The organism is Kribbella pratensis, assembly GCF_004365355.1.
Lineage (GTDB): Bacteria > Actinomycetota > Actinomycetes > Propionibacteriales > Kribbellaceae > Kribbella.
Map to the genome: position 1 here is coordinate 2867427 of NZ_SODP01000001.1, position 19452 is coordinate 2886878.

Sequence of the window (19452 nt, forward strand, 5' to 3'; positions counted from 1 at the left end):
CCTTCAGAGCGGGAGCGGTCGTTCCGCGAAAGCCTTCTCGGCCTCGGCGAGCACGATGCGGGAGGCATCACGGTACCGGCGATCTGCCTCCGCCGGACTGTCCCCGACCGCGGTCAGTCCGAGCCGGCCGCACTCGGTCAGGCAGCTGATCATGTGAAAGACGATCCCCACCTGCCGCGACTGGTCGAAGTGCAGCCCGTTGCGCGCGACGATGTCGAACAGGTCAGCCGGTCCGAGCCCGGTGAGCAGCTCCGACTCGAGGTGATCCGTGGCGACCAGGTGCTTCTCGTGTCCGGTTGGCGTCAGGAACATCGCCGACCACGGGTCGTACCGCCCGTCGGTCAGGAACTGCAGCGTCAGGAACGGGTGCGTCGTACCGCCCTTGCGCAGGTTGAGTTCGATCGCGTACGGCGTCCAGCCGCCGTCCGCGCCGCGGACCACGACGAAGTCGACCGCGAACCTCCCGAGTGCTCCCTCGTCGGCCAGCCGCTGCCCGATCGTCGCCGCATGCTCGGTGATCATCCGCGCGTACTCCGGCGCCGCCGGGAACACGCAGCCCAGATAGCTCTGCCCACTTGCCCCGCCGAGCAGCTGATCGTGCGTCGACAACAACTCGACCTTGCCACCGGGCACGACCCGCAGCTGCACGCTGGGACTGCGCAACTCGTCGCCGACGATCCGCTCCTCGACGATGCCGCCGTTGTCGGCGAACTTCGCGATGTAGACGTCGAACGGCGTCGTCACGGACTCCAGCTCCATCTCGCGGAGTCGCTGCAGCACGCCATCCCGCTCCCCCGGCGTACCGGGCGCCGGCAGCCCCTTCAGCCGAACCACTGCGTTGCCCTCACCTGACACGCCTTCGTTGAGTTTCACGATCACGCTGTCCATCGCGGGCCGTTCGGCTCGCATCGTCAACAGTGCGTCGGCGAGCTCGTCCAGGCTCCGCAGGTCCTCCTTCCCCAGCGGATGCGGTACGCCGATCTCCGCGAACAACCGCCTGCACCCGGACTTCGACCCCAACGGCGCGAGCCGCGGATCAGCGGCGTACATCGGGATGCCGAGACTGATCGCGACGTCGCGCTCGAGCTCGGTCGTGTTGTAGGGAATCAGGTGCGAGCGCATCCGGTTCGGGATCAGATCGGCGATCCGTTGCAGCAGCCGCGGCCGGGCCAGCAGCTTCTCGCTGAGTGAGACCGGCGACGCGTCATCGACCGAGATCAGCGACAGCCGCGCCCGCGCATGACTCGGAATCACACCGGGCAGCAAGGACAGGTAATACTCGATGATCCCCGGCGCGATCGGCATCGACGTCACATAAACCATCCGCAACCGCGGCTCCCGCAACAAGATCAGCAAGAACAGAAACCGCTCCTCATACGCCTGCATCAGCGTCCCGGTCTCGGCCTCGGTCTTGTCCAGCGTCAGCGACGGAACGACGATCACCGACTCGTCGTCATAGTTGCGCCGCATCGCATCCCACGCGCCGGCCATCCGCTCCTGCAGCAGATCGAACCGCTCGTACCGCTCAGCCTCGCTCAACGCCGACAGCACACGCTCTGTCCGGTCGGGCGCCGTCCACAGATCACCGGTCATGACGCGATCCTCGAGTTGTCGAGCCCACGGATGTTGTAGGCATGCACGGTCCGGCTGAAGCCGCGGACCTCCCGGAGCCCGGCGTCCTCGCCCAGGACCCCGTCCCCGGCGGCGCTGAAGACCCGTTCGGTCGCGAGGATCTGCCAGGGCTCGGCATCCGCGCACAGCCGCGCGGCGAGGTTGGTCACGCTGCCGATCGCCGCGTAGTCGAGCCGCCCGTCGAAACCGATCGTGCCCAGCGTCGCGTACCCCTGCGCAGCCCCGATGCCCAGCGACAGGTCGTGCCCGCGCCGGCTCCAGGCCTCCGCCAGTCCACGGACCCTGCTGCGCATCGCGACGCTCATCCGCAACGCACGCAGCGGACCGTCCTCGCACCGGACCGGATCGTTGAAGAACACCATCAGACCGTCGCCCGCGAACCGCTCGAGCGTTCCCTCGAAGCGGAAGATCAGGTCACCGAGCGCGTGGTGGTACTCCTCCAGTACGCCCATCACCTCCTCCGGCTCGCTCGCCTCCGCGAACGTCGTGAAGCCGCGGAGGTCGCAGAACACGACGACGATCTCGCGCCGGTGGCTGTCCAGGAACGACTCGTCGCCGGAATCGACGATCAGCTCGGCGAGTTGCGGACTGAGGAAGCGCCGCAGCCGGCCCATCCGCTGCAGTTGCGAGACCTGGTGCTCGACCCGCGACTCCAATTCCTGGTTCCATCCGGCCAGCTCGGCGGCCTGCCGTTTGATGGTGTCCTGGTACCGCTTGATCCGCGCGAGCGACGCGACCCTGGCCAGCAGTTCGCTCTGGTTGATCGGCTTGGTCAGGAAGTCGTCGGCACCGGCTTCGAGCGCCTTCACCTTCTGCTCGTCGCCGCTGGCCGTCACCATCACCACCGGCAGGTACGCCGTGTCCACCTGGTCGCGGATCCGCCGGCACACCTCGTACCCGTCGATCCCCGGCATCAGGATGTCCAGCAGGACGAGATCGACGTCCTCGGCACCGATCAGTTCCAGCGCCTGCTCGCCGGAGGACGCGGTCAGTACGTCGTACCCTCGCGGGCTGAGGATCGCCTCCAGCAAGCGGACGTTCGGCGGCTGGTCGTCGACGACGAGAACTCTCGTTCTGTCCGCGGTCATGTCGTCGCCCCGCCGAGCTGGAGGAAGTCGTGCACCTGCTGCGGCAGCCGGCGGATGCTGATCGGCTTCTCGACGTACCCGTTGAATCCCGACTCGAACGCGTCATGCCGGTCGTTGTCCATCGCGAACGCCGTCACCGCAACCACAGGTACGGCGTGCTCGCGCTCGCCGGCCCGGATCCGGCGCAACGCCTCGGCGCCGTCGATACCGGGCAACTGCAGGTCCATCAGGATCAGGTCGGGATGCTCGGACGCCGCGAGACGCACCCCGTCCTCACCCGATGTCGCCTCGATCACCTCGTAGCCGGAGAAGCGGAGTACGTCCCGCACCAGCTTGAGGTTCTTCGGATTGTCCTCCACCACCAGGATCCGGCCTGGATTCATCGATTCTCCCCCTCGTCGTCGGCGAGCGCTCCGACCGCCCGCAAGGCCTGCAGCAACGCGTCCCGGCTGACCGGTTTGACCAGGTAGGCGGCTGCGCCGAGGGCAGCGCCGCGACCTCGTTCGTCGACGATCGACACGATGACCACCGGGATGTCGCGGGTCGCATCCTGAGCCTTCAGTGCCTGCAGCACCGCCCATCCATCGATCCCGGGCAGCCGGATGTCCAGCAGTACGGCGGCCGGCCGGACCCGTCGTACTGCGTCCAACCCGGCCTGACCGTCGCCCGCGACGGTGACCCGCACGGCCGGACCGGACAGGTACGCGGTGATCAGCTCGAGCGACGGTCTGTCGTCCTCGATCACCACGACATCCGTGATCACCCGGGCCGGGTCCCGCCGGACCTCGTTCTCCCTGCTGCGCAGCGAGAACCCGAAGGTACTCCCGACACCGACCTCGCTCTCCAGCCACATCCGCCCGCCGAGCAGCTCGACGATCCGCCGCGACAGCGTCAGCCCCAGCCCGGTGCCCTCCTCCCGGGACGGACCGCGGCCGCCCTGCTGGAACGACTCGAAGATCCGCTCCCGGTCCTCGGCAGGGATGCCGCGGCCGGTGTCGGTCACGGTGATGTGGACCTCGGCGCCGGACCGCGTCGCGCGCACCACGACCGAACCGCCCTCGTCGGTGAACTTGACCGCGTTCGTCATCAGGTTCAGCACCACCTGCTTCAGCCGGAGCTCGTCGGCGTACACCTCGTCGATGCCGGGTCCGATCTCGACCCGCAGCTCGAGGTCGTGCGCGGCCGCCCGCTCACGCAGCATCGCCACGGTGTTCTCGAGCGGCCGGCGCAGCGGGAACGTCGTGTACTCCAGCTCCATCCGGCCGGCCTCGACCTTCGACAGGTCGAGAATCTCGTTCAGCAGCTCGAGGAGGTGCCGGCCGGAGCCGTGGATATCGCGCAGGTACTCCTCCTGCCGCTCGTTCAGATCCCCGAACATCCGCTCCAGCAGAACCTCGGAGAATCCGAGCACGGCGTTCAGCGGCGTACGCAGCTCGTGCGACATGCTCGCCAGGAACTCGGACTTGTGCCGGCTCGCGATCTCCAGCTCCGCGCTCTGCTGCTCGAGCTCGCGATAGAGCTGGGCGTTGAGCAGCGCGAGGGTCGACTGATCGGCGAACATCTCCAGCAGCGCCAGCGTCTCGGCTGAGAACTCTCCGGGCCGTTTGCGTCGTACGACGAGTGAGCCGACGATCTGCCCCTCCCGCAGGAGGGGAACGGCGACGAGTGAGCGCCAGCCGGCGTCGTACAGGACGGCCAGGTGCGGATCGAGCTCGACCGCGCCGAGATCGGGGACCGCCAGCGGCCGGCCGAGCTTGGCGGCGCGACCGACCAGCGTCTCGTCGAGATGGATCCGGGTCGTCCGCAGCCGTTCGATCACGCTCGGATCGGTCCGGTACACGCTACGGACCAGGAAGCATCGCTGGGCCTCGTCGTACTCCATGATCGAGCCGCCGTCGGTCGCCGAGATGCGGACCGCGTGCTTCGCGACGGTCGAGAGCACATTGGAGACGTCGAGACTCGAGTTCACCGCCTCGCCCACCTCGCGCAGGGCCTCCAGCTCGCCGAGCTTGCGGGCGAGCTCGGCGCCGCGCGCCTCGAGTTGCTGCACAAGCTTGACGCTGTTCACCGCCATCGCGGCCTGACCCGCGAACGCGGTGACCAGATACTGCTCGCGCTGGTCGAAGGGGCTGACCTCGTTGCGCCAGACGGTCAGCGCGCCGACAACCTCGTCGTCGACGAGCATCGGCGCACCCATCGTGGTCCGGAACCCGGCAATCTGCTGCAGCTCCTGACGACCGAAATCGGGGTCCGCGAGGACGTCCGCGATCTGCTGGGTGGTGCGATCGAGACCGACCCGCCCGACCAGCGAGCCGCGATCGACCGTGATCATGTGTTCCTCGAGGTACCGGATCGTTTCGGCTGACATCCCGACAGCCTTGATCAGCTGGTAGCGGCCGTTGTCGAGCAGATACAGCTGCGCGGCCTGCGAGCGGCACAGGCGGCAGGCGCTCTCGACGACGGTTGTCAGGACGGTGTCCGGATCGCCGGCCGAGCGGCCGACCGCGGACAGGACTTCGTCGGCCGCGGCGAACTGGTCCCTCAGCGCCGTTAGCTCCGCCTGGAGCCGTTCCACTCCGGTTTCCCTGGCGCCGAAAAGCGCCTGCCCGCCCATCGCAGCCTCCCCCAATCCCCCAGGCCGCGCTAGTCCAGTCTCCCGCCGATCGTCGCGAGGAGCAATCGGGGCAGAGTTCATCTTCCATCGTTTAAACGTTCAGATTAGGGTGCCTCCGTCGCAGTGCTGGTGTTTCAGACTCCATCCGCCCCACCGCCTGTCAGGAGACTTGCATGCCAGAGATCAATCGCCGGAGGTTTCTCCAGCTGGCCGGAGCCTCGGCCGCGTTCGCCGCGATGGCGAACAGTATCGAGCAGGCTGCCGCCATCCCGGCGTACCGCCGGTTCGGCACCATCCAGGATGTCGAGCACATCGTCGTGCTCATGCAGGAGAACCGGTCGTTCGACCACTATTTCGGCACGCTCAACGGTGTCCGCGGGTTCGGTGACCCGCGGCCGGTGACGCTGCCGAGCGGTCAGCCGGTGTGGCACCAGAAGGATGCCCTCGGCAAGGAGATCCTGCCGTTCCACCCGGACGCCGACGACCTGGGCATGCAGTTCATCCAGGACCTCGCCCACAGCTGGGGCGACGCGCACCAGGCCGTGAACGGCGGCAAGTACGACCAGTGGATCCCGGCGAAGACGTCGACCACGATGGCGTACCTGACCCGCGAGGACATCCCGTTCCACTACGCGCTCGCGGACAAGTTCACGCTGTGCGACGCGTACCACTGCTCGTTCATGGGCTCCACCGACCCGAACCGGTACTACATGTGGACCGGCTACACCGGGAACGACGGCACCGGCGGCGGCCCGGTCCTCGGCAACGACGAGGCGGGCTACGGCTGGACGACGTACCCCGAGCGGCTCGAGCAGGCCGGTGTCTCGTGGAAGATCTACCAGGACATCGGCGACGGCCTCGACGCCGCCGGCGGCTGGGGCTGGATCGACGACGCGTACCGCGGCAACTACGGTGACAACTCGCTGCTGTACTTCAACAACTACCGCAATGCCTCGGCCGGCAACCCCTTGTACGACAAGGCTCGCACCGGCACGAACGCGAAGGCCGGCGAGAGCCTGTTCGCGCGGCTCGCCGCCGACGTGAAGAACAACCAGTTGCCGAAGATCTCCTGGATCGCCGCGCCGGAGGCGTTCACCGAGCACCCGAACTGGCCGGCCAACTACGGCGCCTGGTACATCTCGCAGGTCCTCGACGCGCTCACCGCGAACCCCGAGGTCTGGAGCAAGACCGCGCTGTTCATCACGTACGACGAGAACGACGGCTTCTTCGACCACGTCGTACCGCCGTTCCCGCCGCTGTCGGCTTCCCAGGGCTTGTCCACGGTCGACCCGGGACCGGACCTGTACACCGGCACGAAGGCCGCGCACGGAGCGTACGGCCTGGGCCAGCGGGTGCCGATGCTCGTCGTCTCGCCGTGGAGCACCGGCGGGTACACGTGCTCGGAGACGTTCGACCACACGTCGATCATCCGGTTCATGGAGTCGCGGTTCGGCGTGCACGAGCCGAACATCTCGCCGTGGCGCCGCGCGGTCTGCGGCGACCTGACGTCCGCGTTCGACTTCGGTACGACGGCCACGCGGCCGGCCAAGCTTCCCGACACGACCGCGTACCAGCCGCCGGACAACAAGCGGCACCCGGACTACGTGCCGACGCCGCCCGCGGTCGGCAAGCTCCCGGCACAGGAGCGCGGCTGCCGCCGTACCCGGCCGTTGCCCTACGCACCGGTCGTCGACGGAGCGGTTGCCGACGGCAAGTACAAGCTGACCTTCAGCTCCGGGCCGCAGGCCGGCGCGCAGTTCCTGATCACGTCCGCGAACCGCACCGACGGCCCGTGGACGTACACCACCGAGGCCGGCAAGACCGTCGCCGACAGCTGGAACCCGATCTACTCCGGCGGCGTCACCGACCTCACCGTCCACGGCCCGAACGGCTTCCTCCGCTCCTTCAAGGGAAAGCCCGCCACCGGTCTCGAGATCACCGCGCGCGAGAACGCCCACACCGGCAACATCGACCTCACCATCACCTCCGACGCCGCCCGCCAGGTCACGATCGCCAACGCGTACGACGGTAAGAAGACCACGCTCAGCGTCCGCAAGGGCAAGACCACCTTCACGGTCACCACCACGAGCCGCTGGTACGACGTCTCGGTCACCACCGACGCTGACACGACCTACCTCCGCCGCTACGCCGGGCACGTCGAAACCGGCGCCCCCGGCCAGAGCGACCCCGCCATCAAGACCGCCTGAGAAAGGACCCTCTACCAAACTCCCTCGTACTGCGATGCAACCAACTTCGACCTGGTAGGCGTGTCTAACCCGGGGATCGAGGATGGGAGAGCAGATGAGTGATCGGGACGCCGAGTTCGAGGCGTATTTCGCCGCACGTTCCGATGCCATGCGGGGCACGGCCTACCTGCTCTGCGGGGACTGGCATCGCGCGGAGGACCTGGTCCAGCAGACGTTCACGAAGATCTACCTGGCGTGGCGGCGGATTCAGCGGCACGGGGTGATGGACAGCTACACCAGGCAGACACTCGTCCGCACCTTCCTGTCCGAGCGGCGCCGAGGCTGGTTCCGGCACGAGTCGGTCGGGTCGGAGCCGGCCGACTGGGCGGTGCCGTCACCCGATCTCCCCGACGAACGGCTCGTATTACTGGAGGCACTCGTGAAGGTGCCGCCCAGGCAACGCGCCGTACTGGTCCTGCGGTACTGGGAGGACCAGTCGGTCGAGCAGACGGCCGCGCTGCTCGACTGCTCGACCGGAACCGTCAAGAGCCAGGCCGCGCGCGGCCTGGCGACGCTGCGGGGGTTGCTTGAACAGGAGAGGGTTCGATGAACGAAGAGGATCTCAACGAGGCATTCCACGACGTGATCGTGCGCAGCCGTCCGCCCGCGTCGATGGATCCTGGGCGCGCTCTCGACCAGGCCCGCCGGGCACACAAGCGGCGCACGGTCAGGTGGGCCGGGGCTGCCGTCGTCACGCTGGTGGTCGCCGCCGGGGCCGGTCCGGTGCTGATCGCGAACTACACCGGTAACCGGTCGGAAGGCCCGATGGTGGCCGGCGACACCGGCACGACCCGGCCGGCGGCGACCCCGTCGTCGTTGTCTACCTCGTCGTCCACCCCGACGCCGGCCGGCACCATGGCGCCGAAGACGCGGAAGTCCACTGACCCGTGGCCCGAGGGCCAGGTGGACCGTACGGCGACCGCGGGTCCTCGCGCCGACCGGGCCGTGACACTGATGAACAATCTGAGCTCGTCGGCACCGGCGGGGTTCAGCACCCCGAACCTGAAGTTCCCGGACGGCCGATCGATGCGATGGCCACAGGCGCAGTACGCGTCCAGCGACGGTGAGCCGGACTACTGGGAGTACATGGCCACCATCCCGGTCCAGAAGGGCGACCGGGTCGGGAAGTTGCTGGTGGAGTCGACCACGCCGGACGGGAAGCCGGCGACAGACCCCTGCACGCTCGCGCGGAAGTTCTGGGGCGGGACCGGGGCCTGCACCGTCACGGACGTCGGCGGCAAGAAGGTCGGCGTGCTGACGACCAACGGGCGCGGCGGCTTCGACCAGTGGGCCGCCTACCGGTACGACGACGGCACCGTCGTTTTCGTCGCGCAGGCCAAGAAGGTCGAGGACTCGGGCCGATCGCCGCTGACGCAACCGGTGTTCACCAGCCGCCGGCTGGCCGAGCTGGCGACGTCGGCGAAGTTCAAGATCAGCGCCTGATTCAGGCCCCGGGGCTACAGGATCGGCGCTTCAGGATCGGGGCTACAGGATCGGCGCTTCAGGATCGGGGCTACAGGACCGGGGCCTCCGGCTTGGTGGTGTCGGCGGGAGTGTTGTCGTCCAGGCGTTCGAGTTCGTCGACCTGGATGCGGGTGGTCCAGCGTTGGTCGGGGTCGGGGGACGGGATCGAGTCGAGCAGGAGTTTCGTGTACGGGTGGGTCGGCTCGTGCATGACCGTGGCGACCGGGCCGCGTTCGACGATCTGGCCCTTGGTGATGACCATGACCTCGCCGCCCAGGTAGTACACCGTCGACAGGTCGTGGGTGATGAACAGCGTGGTCATGCCGTGTTCGCGCTGGAAGTCGAGCAGGATGTCCAGGAAGTGCTTGCGGACCTGGGCATCCAGCATCGACACTGGCTCGTCGGCGATGATGAACGACGGGCGGAGCATGTGGACCCGGGCCAGCATGATGCGCTGGCGCTGCCCACCGGACAGCTGGTGCGGGTACCGCCCGAGGACGTTCTCCGGCTCCAGCCGGACCGCCTGCAGCGACTCTTCGATCAGCTTCAGCCCTGCCTCGCGGGTCGAGGCCAGCTTGAACTTCTTCACCGCCTTCCACAGCACGCGATCCACCCGGTAGAACGGGTTGAAGATCGCGTACGGGTCCTGGAACACCGGTTGCACGTCGCGCCGGTAGGCGTCGTACTCCGACCGGCTCAGCTTGAAGATGTCCTTGCCGCCGTACAGCACCGAGCCGGCGGTCGGCTTCTGCAGGCCGAGCACGTTGCGGGCGATCGTGCTCTTGCCGCTGCCGCTCTGACCCACCAGGCTGACGATCTGCGGCGGCGACGCGAGCAGCTTGAAGCTGACGTCATCGACCGCGGTCACGTAGCCGTCGGCGACCCCACGGGCATGGAACCGTTGCTGTACGCCACGAAGTTCGAGCTCGGACTTCACGATGCCTTCCTTCCCAAGCGCGGGATGGACTCGATCAGCTGCCGGGTGTAGGGATCCTGTGGATCCTTGAACACCTGGCGTACGTCGCCGACCTCGACCAGCCTGCCCTCGTACATCACCGCGACCCGGTCGGCCAGCTGGGCGTGCACACCCATGTCGTGCGAGATCACCATCAGCGTCACACCGAAGTCGGTGCGCAGATCCGCAAGCGACTGCAGGATCACCCGCTGGATTGTCACGTCGAGCGCAGTGGTCGGCTCGTCCGCGATCACCAGGTCAGGCTCGAGTGCGACCGCTATCGCCATCAGCACCCGCTGCTTCATCCCGCCGGACAACTCGTGCGGGTACATCCGGCCCACCCGCGGCTCGAGACCGACCTGGCCGAGCAGCCGCGGAATCAGCTCGCCGAGCGAATCCCTGCGTGCCGGTGCATGTTCGAGGATCACGTCCTTGAACTGCTCCTCCACCCGCATCACCGGGTTGAGCGAGCTCATCGAACCCTGCGGAAGATACGAAAGCGCGCTCCACCGCAGTACCCGCAGCTCTTCGCCGTGCACCTTCAGCAGGTCCACCGGCGACCGGCCCGCGGGGTGGAACATGACCGAACCGCCGGTCACCTTGCCCGGCGCCTTCAGGAGCCGCAGCAGTGCGACCGCGAGCGTGCTCTTGCCACTGCCCGACTCCCCCGCGATCCCTAGGATCTCGCCGCGGTGTACGTCGAGGTCGATGCCGCGGACAGCCTGCACGTCGCCGCGGTTGGTCGAGTAGACGACCTCGAGTCCCTTGACCTCGAGAACGTTATTCACCGGCCACTCCCCTCAGTCGCGGGTTGTAGACCTCTTCGAGGCCGATATTCACCATGTTCAGCGCCGCGAACAGCAACGTCAGCAGGGCGATCGGTACGACGAACATCGGCCAGGCGCCCAGTGTCAGCGCGCCGGTGCCGATCGCGTTGAAGATGATCTGGCCCAGGTCGATCACGCCGCCCGGCCCGAGGCCGATGATCTCCAGACCGACCAGGCCGAAGATCGCGCCCAGCGCCGACGACGCGAAACCGACGCCGATGAACGGCAGCAGGTTCGGCAGCAGCTCGGTCACGATGATCTCGATGTCCCGCGCCTTACTGACCCGGGCGAGATCGACATACGGCCGCGTTCTCAGCGAGAGCACCTGCGAACGGATCGTCTTAGCGGCGAACGGCCAGGAGAAGATCGAGATCATCACGCCGACCTGGAACAGACTGACGTTCTTCGCGTACGCCGACAGCGCGATCAGTAGCGGGAACGTCGGGATGACCAGCAGGATCCCGGTGAACGTGGAGAGCACGTTGTCGATCCAGCCGCCCTTGTACCCGGCGACGAACGCGACGATGACACCGACGACGGTCGAGATCACGCCGGCGATCGCGCCGATCTGCAGCGAGACCGCGAGCGCCTTCACCACCATCGCGAACACGTCCCGGCCGAACTGGTCGGTGCCGAGCAGATGCTGTGGCCCGGGCACCTGCCACTTGTCGTACGCCGCGAGCTCGATCGGGTCCTGTCCACCGCCGACCGCCTTGACGATCAACGGGCTGAACAGCGCGACCAGCACGAGCAGAGCCAGGATGACGAGGCCGGTCGCCAGGCGCCGGCTGTTGCGGATCGTCCGCAGTACCGCGGTCAGAAGTCTCATCGTCATCACTTCCAGTACTTGACCCGCGGGTCAAGCAGCGGGAGCAGGAGATCGAGGAGCAGGACGGCGGTCAGCACCGAGAAGATCGCGATATCGGTGACGCCGAGGATCGTGTTGAAGTCGAGCTGCTGGATCGCCGTGACCAGCGTCGTGCCGAGCCCCGGATAGCTGAACAGCTGCTCGACCAGGACGTTGCCGTTGAAGATGAAGCCCAGCGAGATACCGAACGCGGTGATCTGCGGCAGGTAGCAGTTCCGCAGCGCGTACCGGGTCAGGATCCGCGAGTTCTTCAGCCCCTTGGCCTCGGCATACACCAGGTAGTCCTCGCCGAGGATCGGGATCATCAGCATCCGGGTGGACAGGATCCAGCTGAACGTCCCGATGATCACGATCGACAGGCCGGGCAGCAACCCGTACTTCAGCACGCTGCCGATGAAGGCAAAGCTGATCCCTGGATTGATGTTGGAGTCGTACGCCGATCTCGCAGGCAACAGTCCCATCGAGTACGCGAAGACGTACACCAGGATCAGCGCGACGAAGAAGTAAGGCACGTGCGACAGCGCGATCGACAGGTTGGTGGCGATCGCGGAGCCGAGCTTGCCGCGCCGCCAGCCGGCGATCGCGCCGATGACGACCCCGAGGATCCACGCCATCACGGCGGAGATGCCGAGCAAACCGATTGTCCAGGGCAACGATCGCAGGATCACCGTCTGGGCCGGCGTCGGGTAGTTGATCAGGCTCGGCCCGAGATCGCCGTGCAGGATCAGCTTCTGCATGTAGACCAGGTACTGCGTCAGCAGGTTCCCGTCCAGGCCGAACTCGTGCTTGTAGCGGGCGATGATCTCGGCGCTCGCCTGCGCGTTGTAGATGTAGTTCTGCTGCAGAGTCTGGATCAGGGTCTGGATCGGGTCGCCCGGCATCAGCCGGAAGAAGAAGAACGCGATGGTCAGCGCGCCCCACAACTCGATCAGGTACAGCCCGAACCGGCGGATCGCGTACGCCGCCAGCGGATGCCGCGACAGCCAGGCCCGCACCCCCGAGACGGGTGCGGAGTCCTGGCTCTTGTCGACAGCGACCGCGGGCGGGGCTTCCGCCGTCACGCCGGTCCCTTCTGCCCGGTGGGCTCGATCTTGCCCAGCACGAAGATGAAGTGCTGCCACCAGTTCAACGGGACCTCGTACAGGTCGTCGTCGGTCGGCCAGCCCTTCCAGAACGTCGTGTTGAAGTACGACGGGTAACCGGTCTGGATCACCGACAGCATCGGCAGGTCCTGGAAGTAGATCTCCAGCGCCTGGTCCAGCAGCGGCTTCGCCTCGGGGCTCTCCGGGTCGAGCGTGGCGAGCTTCTTCGAGATCTCGTCGAACTTCGGGTTGCGGTACCGCAGCTTGTTCTTGCCGGCCGCGTTCTTGCCGACCGGCTGGTACTTGTCGCTGGTCCAGTCCGAGTACAGCTGCTCGGGGTCGATCGCGATGCCGGCCCAGCTGGAGTCGATGTCGTACTCGCCGCGCTGGAACTTCTCGTCGTGCACGTTGCCGGCCAGGCTTCGTAGGGTGGCCGGTACGCCGACCTTGGCCAGCTCGGTCTTCAGCACGTTCGCGATCGCGTACTCGCCGCCGTCGACCGGCGAGGGCGTGATGATCTCGAGGTTGATCTCCTTGCCCTTGTACATCCGCTTGCCGGCGCCGTTCTTCGGCGCGATCTCGTCGAGCAGCTGCGTTGCCTTGTCCGGGTTGAACTCGAACTTGTACTTGTTCGCGAGCTCGTCGTTCTTCCACTTGTCGTTGGTCGGGTAGTCCGCCCACGGGTACTGCGCCGGCGGCACCGGGACCGGCCAGATCGACTTGCCGATCTTCTCCCGGTCGAGGCAGTAGTTGATCGCCCACCGCATCTTCGGCTCCGAGATGACACCGCGGGACGGGTCGCAGTTCAGCCACATCACCCGCGGGTTCGGGTCGTGGAACTGCGTCGTCACCAGCGCCGGGTAGCCGGTGTTGCGCAGCTGCTTGGCGTGCGGCTCGTCCACCGAGCCGACGTCGAACTCCGCACGCTCGAACGCCAGCGACGCCTGGTCGAGCTGCTTCGAGGTGCTCTGGTAGACGACGTACTGGGGCTTGACGTCGAGTTTGTCCTTGTTCCAGTAGTTCGGGTCCTTCTCCCAGACGAACATCTTCTGGTTCCGGATCGCCTGCTTCAGCTTGTACGGACCGCTGTGCACCGGCGGGTTGTCCTTGAACTTCGTCGGGTCCTGCGACTTCCAGATGTGCTCGGGCATGATCCCGAGCGGCGGACCCGCGATCGCGGAGATGAAGTTGTAGTGGAACCGCGGACCCGGCTTCAGCATCTTGACCACCGCGGTCTGGGGATCCGGAACCTCGATGTCCTTGACGAACTCCTTCAGCTCACCGCCGCCGCCGAACAGGTCGGGCCGGTCCTTCAGGAGCATGATCGTGAACTTGAAGTCGGCCGCCCCCAGCGGCTTCCCGTCGTTCCAGTGCGCCTTCGGGTCGAACTTGAAGGTGACCTCGGTGTGGTCGTCGTTGTACTTGTACTCGGTCGCCAGCCAGGGACGCATCTCGCCGGTGGCGAAGCTCAGGTAGAACAACGGCTCGGTGCTCAGCTCCACGCCGGCGCCCGAGGGTGAGCCGTTCGGGATCATGCCGTTGAAGCTGTCGAAGACGGTGTACTCGACCTGGCCGACGATCACCGACTGGTCCCGCGGGACCGGGATGTTGGCCTTGCCGATCTGGATCGACTTGGTCGCGACCGGCTTGTTGTTGTTGGCGGGCTTGTCGGAGTACGAGCCGCCGCCGCCGGAGCAGGCGGCGAGGAAGGCGGTCATCGCCGCCGCGGCACCTCCGCCGAGCATGCTTCGCCGACTCAGCTGATAGCGGACGACATCTTGGACGTCTTCGAACTGTGGGCGCGGTGCTTCGTTCATGACGAAAGTCACCTCCGTTTCCGTTGCGCGGACGAGCTGTTCACCGACCGAGAGGTGTCACGGACTATAAGTAGCGTTGACAACGTTGGCAAGAGTTCATTGCCACGTTGAACTCCGGACGTCATATCCGCAGATCAGTCGATATACCAACCTCTGACAACGTTGGTTCGCTCTGAGTGACGCCCGGAGGCGGAAACGCTTCCAACGGCGGTCACAGGGCGTGCAGATCCGCCCCCGCGGCCGGTTCCGGTCAGTCGTAGACAGCGTCGACCAGAAGTTCGGTGCTGCGGTCCGGTTCGTTGAGAACCGCACGGATCACATGCCGCCGGTCCCACCGGCCCGCGGACCAGGCCAGGGCCTTGGCGAGACCGTCGAACGTCGCCGCGTGCGGGGCGCCGTCGGCGTCCACCCACCACGAGACCTCGACGCCGTCGACGGTGAGCTCCTCGTGCTCCCACCAGGTCGCCGGCACCTCGGGCACCAGCTCGCGGACGATCGGCGGTACGTCGGCCGCCGTACCCTCGCCGCCGATCTTGCCCTCGGCAATCTCTTGGGCCATCGGTACGTCGAGGAGATCACTCAGGCCGTCGGCCGCGGCGCCCGAGCCGATCACGAACCCGCCGAGGTCGTCCCGCTGCACCCACATCGGACCGTCGATGACGACGGCCTGATCCGCGTCGATCACCCGGGTCACGCCATCGGCGTCGAGCACACGCGTCTGCTCCGGAGCATCGCCGGGGAACAGCGCGAGCGTGCCGAGCCGGGTCCACAGGCGGAGGATCGAGGCGGCATCGACCTCGCGTTCGGGGTCGGCCAAACGGTCGAGTACCAGACTGATGCCGTCGGCGTCGAGGTCGCCGACTTCGCGGACGAGGCCGATCGCCGTACGGATCTCCGGATCGAGGGCGGCGGTCCAGGCAGGCGCCTCGTCGAGGAAGGTCGCGAGCACAGGTTCGGCTTCGGGGTCCGCACGTCCGGCGAGTGGTTCGCCGTCGTCAAGGAGGACGTGTTCGCGGATCCACCAGGCGGCGTAGGACGGTACGCCGAGCGGCCGGTCGTCCGGGCCGACGACGCGGATCTGAGTGACGAGCGCCCGGCGGAGATCGGGCTCAGAACCCATGATCTGCAGGGCTTTCGGCCAGTTGTCGTCGGTGATCCAGTCCAGGTCACGGATCGCCTCGAGCTCGCCGACGGTTGCGCCGTACCGGGAGCCTTCGGGTGCGACGTCGTACGCCCAGTCCTCGATCGCGTCGAGGTCCTGGACGGCTTCGGGGAGTTGATCGAGGGCGACGTCGGAGGCGGCGACGACGCCGAGGGTCGCGAGCACCCCGACGGCTTCGAGCGCGGGCAGTCCGTAGCGGTCGAGGACGTCGCTGGCGATGGGTGCGACCTCGTCGGGGTCGAGGATGGCTTGTGCGTCGGAACCCTCGACAACCAAGGCGTTTGCGGGCACAAGTTCGCCGTCCGCATCACGGAGTACCAGGTCGTTGAGCCACCAGAGCCCCTCGGCTTGCGCTGGGTCGGCGGCAACCAGGCTGAGTACGGCGTGGGCGATCGCGTCGGGGTCGTCGGCCTCGGCGGAGTGCTCGACTGCGGTGCGGACGGCACTGTCCTCGAGGAGCGATCGCGGGGTGGCGGGGATCGCGCCGAGTCGTTCCAGTGCTGGGTCGACGGCGTCGGGATGCACGACACGTACGCCGTACTCACCGAAGGCTGCCAGGGTGTCGACCGGGATCTCCGGGCCGGGCAGCAGCAATCCGCGCGCACCCCGCACCAGCCGCCCGTCGGCAAGCGGCACCGGCAGCGTGCCGAGCGACTCCCGAATCAGCGCATCGGTGACCATGGCGCTGAGCGAGGTATACAGCTTGCGCCACCACTCGGCCGGCTCTTCTCCCCCAAGCTGATCCACTACCTCAGCCAGCTCCAAACGCCTTACCTGCAAGGCATCCAGCGCCAGTCGATCCTCCCGCCGCGATCTGATCAGGCCCGGCACGATCGGCGCCAGCTTCTCGTTGAACGCGTCGTCCGCCCCCTCCACCACGACGGCGTCCCGCGGCCGCAGCAGAGACCCGTCCTCCACAGCTCTCAGCAGCGGAGTCGTTGGGAGATGGTTCAGAATCTCCTCGCGCAGCATCCGGTCCAGCGTCCCGGCCGCGAGCCCGGTCGGGACGAGGTGGAGGACGATGTCGCCCGCCTTGGCTCGCTCACTCAGGAGGCCGGCGAACGCCGCCGCCGCTTCCCGCACAAGCCAATCCGTCAACGGACCCTTCGCCACATGGCGCCGAGTGGACTCAAGCGGAAATGTCGCCAACAACAACACACCGAGCGACATCGGCTCGTCAGTAGGCGTCGGCGCATGAACAACCCCCGGCACCTCCACCGCAGCTTCCGCCACCGCCGCAGCCGTACCCGCGTCTCCCGCCTCCCCCGCCACCGCCACCGCCGCCGCCGCGTCTCCCGCCTCCCCGGCCGCCGCAGCAGCCGAAGGCTGCGGCGGCGGGTTGCGGGGCAGAGCCCACACGATCGACCAGTTCGGGCGGGAGCGTTCCTCGGTGGGGCGGTCGGCCAGTAGCTGCTCGCGTTCTGCAGCGTCGAAGGTGCCGAGAGTGCGGTGGATATGCCAGCGTGACTCGACATCTTGGAGGATCCGGTGGTCGTCGTCGGTCTCGATCTCGATGCGCTGGAGGCCGGGCAGAGCGAGGAGGAGCGCGTCGTCGGCTTCGGCGAGCAGGCGCCGGACCAGCGCGGCAGCCGCCTCGTCGCGGAGGGGCAGGATGACGGCGGTGTCGTAGTCCGCGGGCGGTTCGCCGTCAGCTTCGAACGGGAGTCGAAGGACCGGCACTTGCCCGTCACGTCGCCGTACCTCGGTGTCGAGATCAGCCGCGAGTCCGGCGATCGCAGCCGCGGTGTCGGCCTTCGAGAACCGCACGCCGCCGGTGCGCGACAGCACGACCGGTTCGTCGGTCACCGCAAGCACAGCGGAGAAGCCGACTCCGAACCTCCCCACTGAAGGCTCTTCGCGCTTCGCTGATGCCCTCAGGGTCGCCAGCGACTCGACGCCGTCCGCAGCCAACGGCGCACCGGTGTTCGCCACGACCAGCGTGTTGTTCTTGAACTCGAAGAGCACCCGGCCTGGTACGCCGGCGCGTGCGGCCGCATCGGCGGCGTTCTGGGCCAGTTCGATCACCAGCCGGTCGACGTACCCGCCGAGGGCCAGTTCCTCCTCGGCGTTCGCGTCTTCACGGAAGCGAACGGGTGCGGCCGTCCATCCGGCCAGCACCCGCTCGCGAATTCCCGCCGTACCGAACACGTCGTCAGTCACCGAGGCAGTATGTCGTACCTCCGGAAGGACTATCGTGGTCCGGTGATCGCATCCGGCAGCCGGTACGTCGCCCTCGGTAGTTCGTTCGCAGCAGGACCGGGGATCAGCCCGATCGTGCACCCGCCCGCAGGCCGTTCGGGCAACAACTACGCGCACCTCGTCGCCGCGGAGCTCGGCCTCGACCTCACGGATGTGTCGTACTCCGGCGCCACCACCGCGCACCTGCTCGACACCCCACAGGACGACGCGCCACCGCAGCTCGAAGCGCTCACTCCGGACACCGCGCTGGTCACGATCACCGTCGGCGGCAACGATCTCGAGTACGTCGGCACGTTCCTGCGCGGGAGCTTCCTCAACACGATCGCGAAGCCCGCCACGATTCTCGGCCGCCGGGTCGCGAACCGGATCCGGGCGCGCGTCAGTTACCTGAAGGACGAAGCGTCGTACCAGGCCGTCGCGGACTCACTGACCAAGGTCGTCGAGCAGGCGCAGGAGCGTTCACCGCACGCGCGCATCCTGCTCGTCGACTACCTCAGCCTGATCGGACCGGCCACGCGCCCGCGCCTCGACGTACCGCTGAACGAGGAGCAGCTACCGAGCGTCGCGATGATGGCGGAGGGTCTGGCCGGCGCGTTCGCGAAGGCCGCGGCGGCAACGGGTGCGGACCTGGTCGCGGCGTCGGCGGCGAGTCGCGACCACGCGATTGGTTCGGCAGAGCCGTGGACGACCGGTTTCACGATGTTGCCGCCGAACCTCGGCGGCTTCGTTCCGTACCACCCGAACGCGGCCGGCATGCGCGGCGTCGCCGACCTGATCATCGAGGTCCTGCGGACATGAAGGTGCGCGAGGCAACCGAATCGGACGTCGACGCGGCGGTCGGCACGCTCACCCGCGCGTTGTTCGACTACCCGATGTCCCGGGCCTGCCTCGACCCGGACGGGTATGGCGAACGACTCACGAAGTACCACCGGTTGTTCGTCGAAGGTATCGGGCTGCCGCACGGGCGGATCTGGGTCACCGACGACGTGAGCGCGGTCGCGGTCTGGTTTCCGCCGGACATGCCGGCCGACGCGTTCGCACCACATGCCGCCGCGTTCCAGGAGCTCAGCGGATCCCGCGCCGCGCTCACTGCGGAGTACGGCCAGGCGATCGGGTTGTTCCACCCGCGCATGCCCGTCTGGTTACTCGCTCTCGCCGCGGTAGACCCCGACCGCCAGCGCCAAGGCCTTGGCCACGCCGTCATCGCCCCCGGTCTCGCGACCGCGGACGCCGCCCACTCCCCCGCCTTCGTCGAGACCCAGGAACCCGCGAACGTCGGCTTCTACGAATCTCTGGGCTTCACCGTCATCGCCGAACTCGAACTACCACACAACGGCCCCATGCACTACGCGCTCTACCGACCGCCGGCCTGACCCGCAACCAGCAACTCATCACCATTCGTTGCCTGAAGCAAGTTTCTGCGAATCTGCGCACAACCCGCTTGGCTGTGGACAACCTGCGGGTCGTGGAACTCCCTGAAAATAAGGGGATCTTGGGT

General features: G+C 67.4%; 15 protein-coding genes. 5 read left to right on the top strand and 10 right to left on the bottom strand.

From position 1 onward, the window contains the following. Positions 1–3: 3 nt before the first annotated feature. From EV653_RS13515 to EV653_RS13530, 4 genes are read right to left on the bottom strand one after another with little or no spacing between them, the layout of a single operon-like run. A complete protein-coding gene (locus tag EV653_RS13515) occupies positions 4–1593 on the bottom strand; it encodes a peptide ligase PGM1-related protein (protein ID WP_134102375.1) in 1590 nt (529 codons plus the stop codon). Further along, complete coding sequence (locus EV653_RS13520; protein WP_134102379.1) at positions 1590–2720, bottom strand: adenylate/guanylate cyclase domain-containing response regulator; 1131 nt, start codon at positions 2718–2720, stop codon at positions 1590–1592. The genes EV653_RS13515 and EV653_RS13520 overlap by 4 nt, the downstream gene beginning before the upstream one ends. After that, a complete protein-coding gene (locus EV653_RS13525) occupies positions 2717–3103 on the bottom strand; it encodes a response regulator (RefSeq protein WP_134102382.1) in 387 nt (128 codons plus the stop codon). The genes EV653_RS13520 and EV653_RS13525 overlap by 4 nt, the downstream gene beginning before the upstream one ends. Next, complete coding sequence (locus tag EV653_RS13530) at positions 3100–5295, bottom strand: GAF domain-containing protein (protein ID WP_166679383.1); 2196 nt, start codon at positions 5293–5295, stop codon at positions 3100–3102. The genes EV653_RS13525 and EV653_RS13530 overlap by 4 nt, the downstream gene beginning before the upstream one ends. A 212-nt stretch (positions 5296–5507) precedes the next feature. Here EV653_RS13530 and EV653_RS13535 point away from each other — a divergent pair, with 212 nt between their 5' ends. From EV653_RS13535 to EV653_RS13545, 3 genes are all read left to right on the top strand, one after another. Next, a complete protein-coding gene (locus tag EV653_RS13535) occupies positions 5508–7541 on the top strand; it encodes a phosphocholine-specific phospholipase C (protein ID WP_134102387.1) in 2034 nt (677 codons plus the stop codon). A 94-nt stretch (positions 7542–7635) separates the two neighbouring features. Next, a complete protein-coding gene (locus EV653_RS13540) occupies positions 7636–8130 on the top strand; it encodes a SigE family RNA polymerase sigma factor (protein WP_134102390.1) in 495 nt (164 codons plus the stop codon). After that, entirely contained in the window at positions 8127–9023 is an 897-nt protein-coding gene (locus EV653_RS13545) for a hypothetical protein (RefSeq protein WP_134102394.1), read from the top strand. The genes EV653_RS13540 and EV653_RS13545 overlap by 4 nt, the downstream gene beginning before the upstream one ends. A gap of 70 nt (positions 9024–9093) precedes the next feature. Here EV653_RS13545 and EV653_RS13550 read toward each other — a convergent pair whose 3' ends face one another. From EV653_RS13550 to EV653_RS13575, 6 genes are all read right to left on the bottom strand, one after another. After that, the gene (locus EV653_RS13550) at positions 9094–9981 is read right to left on the bottom strand and encodes an ABC transporter ATP-binding protein (RefSeq protein WP_134102397.1); all 888 of its coding nucleotides are present in this window, start codon (positions 9979–9981) and stop codon (positions 9094–9096) included. After that, on the bottom strand, positions 9978–10787 hold the full coding sequence (locus tag EV653_RS13555; protein ID WP_134102400.1) for an ABC transporter ATP-binding protein: 810 nt from the start codon (positions 10785–10787) through the stop codon (positions 9978–9980). Before EV653_RS13555 ends, EV653_RS13550 begins: the two co-directional genes overlap by 4 nt. Further along, entirely contained in the window at positions 10780–11655 is an 876-nt protein-coding gene (locus tag EV653_RS13560) for an ABC transporter permease (protein ID WP_238159714.1), read from the bottom strand. The genes EV653_RS13555 and EV653_RS13560 overlap by 8 nt, the downstream gene beginning before the upstream one ends. Before the next feature lie 5 nt (positions 11656–11660). Beyond that, positions 11661–12755, bottom strand: a complete 1095-nt coding sequence (locus EV653_RS13565; RefSeq protein WP_134102405.1) for an ABC transporter permease — start codon at positions 12753–12755, stop codon at positions 11661–11663. Further along, entirely contained in the window at positions 12752–14593 is a 1842-nt protein-coding gene (locus EV653_RS13570) for an ABC transporter substrate-binding protein (protein WP_134102409.1), read from the bottom strand. The genes EV653_RS13565 and EV653_RS13570 overlap by 4 nt, the downstream gene beginning before the upstream one ends. A 250-nt stretch (positions 14594–14843) precedes the next feature. Then, entirely contained in the window at positions 14844–17915 is a 3072-nt protein-coding gene (locus EV653_RS13575; RefSeq protein WP_238159715.1) for a sacsin N-terminal ATP-binding-like domain-containing protein, read from the bottom strand. Between the two features lie 42 nt (positions 17916–17957). Between EV653_RS13575 and EV653_RS13585 the strand changes: the two genes are divergently transcribed. Both EV653_RS13585 and EV653_RS13590 read left to right on the top strand, forming a co-directional pair. Then, positions 17958–18752 (top strand): SGNH/GDSL hydrolase family protein, encoded by a 795-nt coding sequence (locus tag EV653_RS13585; RefSeq protein ID WP_202871588.1) that lies wholly within the window; start codon positions 17958–17960, stop codon positions 18750–18752. Next, the gene (locus tag EV653_RS13590) at positions 18749–19327 is read left to right on the top strand and encodes a GNAT family N-acetyltransferase (protein WP_134102415.1); all 579 of its coding nucleotides are present in this window, start codon (positions 18749–18751) and stop codon (positions 19325–19327) included. Before EV653_RS13585 ends, EV653_RS13590 begins: the two co-directional genes overlap by 4 nt. Positions 19328–19452: the final 125 nt, after the last annotated feature.

Coding starts and splice junctions, on each gene's coding strand:
- EV653_RS13515 (WP_134102375.1), bottom strand. CDS start 1,593: ATGACCGGTGATCTGTGGACGGCGCCCGACCGGACAGAGCGTGTGCTG.
- EV653_RS13520 (WP_134102379.1), bottom strand. CDS start 2,720: ATGACCGCGGACAGAACGAGAGTTCTCGTCGTCGACGACCAGCCGCCG.
- EV653_RS13525 (WP_134102382.1), bottom strand. CDS start 3,103: ATGAATCCAGGCCGGATCCTGGTGGTGGAGGACAATCCGAAGAACCTC.
- EV653_RS13535 (WP_134102387.1), top strand. CDS start 5,508: ATGCCAGAGATCAATCGCCGGAGGTTTCTCCAGCTGGCCGGAGCCTCG.
- EV653_RS13540 (WP_134102390.1), top strand. CDS start 7,636: ATGAGTGATCGGGACGCCGAGTTCGAGGCGTATTTCGCCGCACGTTCC.
- EV653_RS13545 (WP_134102394.1), top strand. CDS start 8,127: ATGAACGAAGAGGATCTCAACGAGGCATTCCACGACGTGATCGTGCGC.
- EV653_RS13560 (WP_238159714.1), bottom strand. CDS start 11,655: ATGAGACTTCTGACCGCGGTACTGCGGACGATCCGCAACAGCCGGCGC.
- EV653_RS13570 (WP_134102409.1), bottom strand. CDS start 14,593: ATGAACGAAGCACCGCGCCCACAGTTCGAAGACGTCCAAGATGTCGTC.
- EV653_RS13590 (WP_134102415.1), top strand. CDS start 18,749: ATGAAGGTGCGCGAGGCAACCGAATCGGACGTCGACGCGGCGGTCGGC.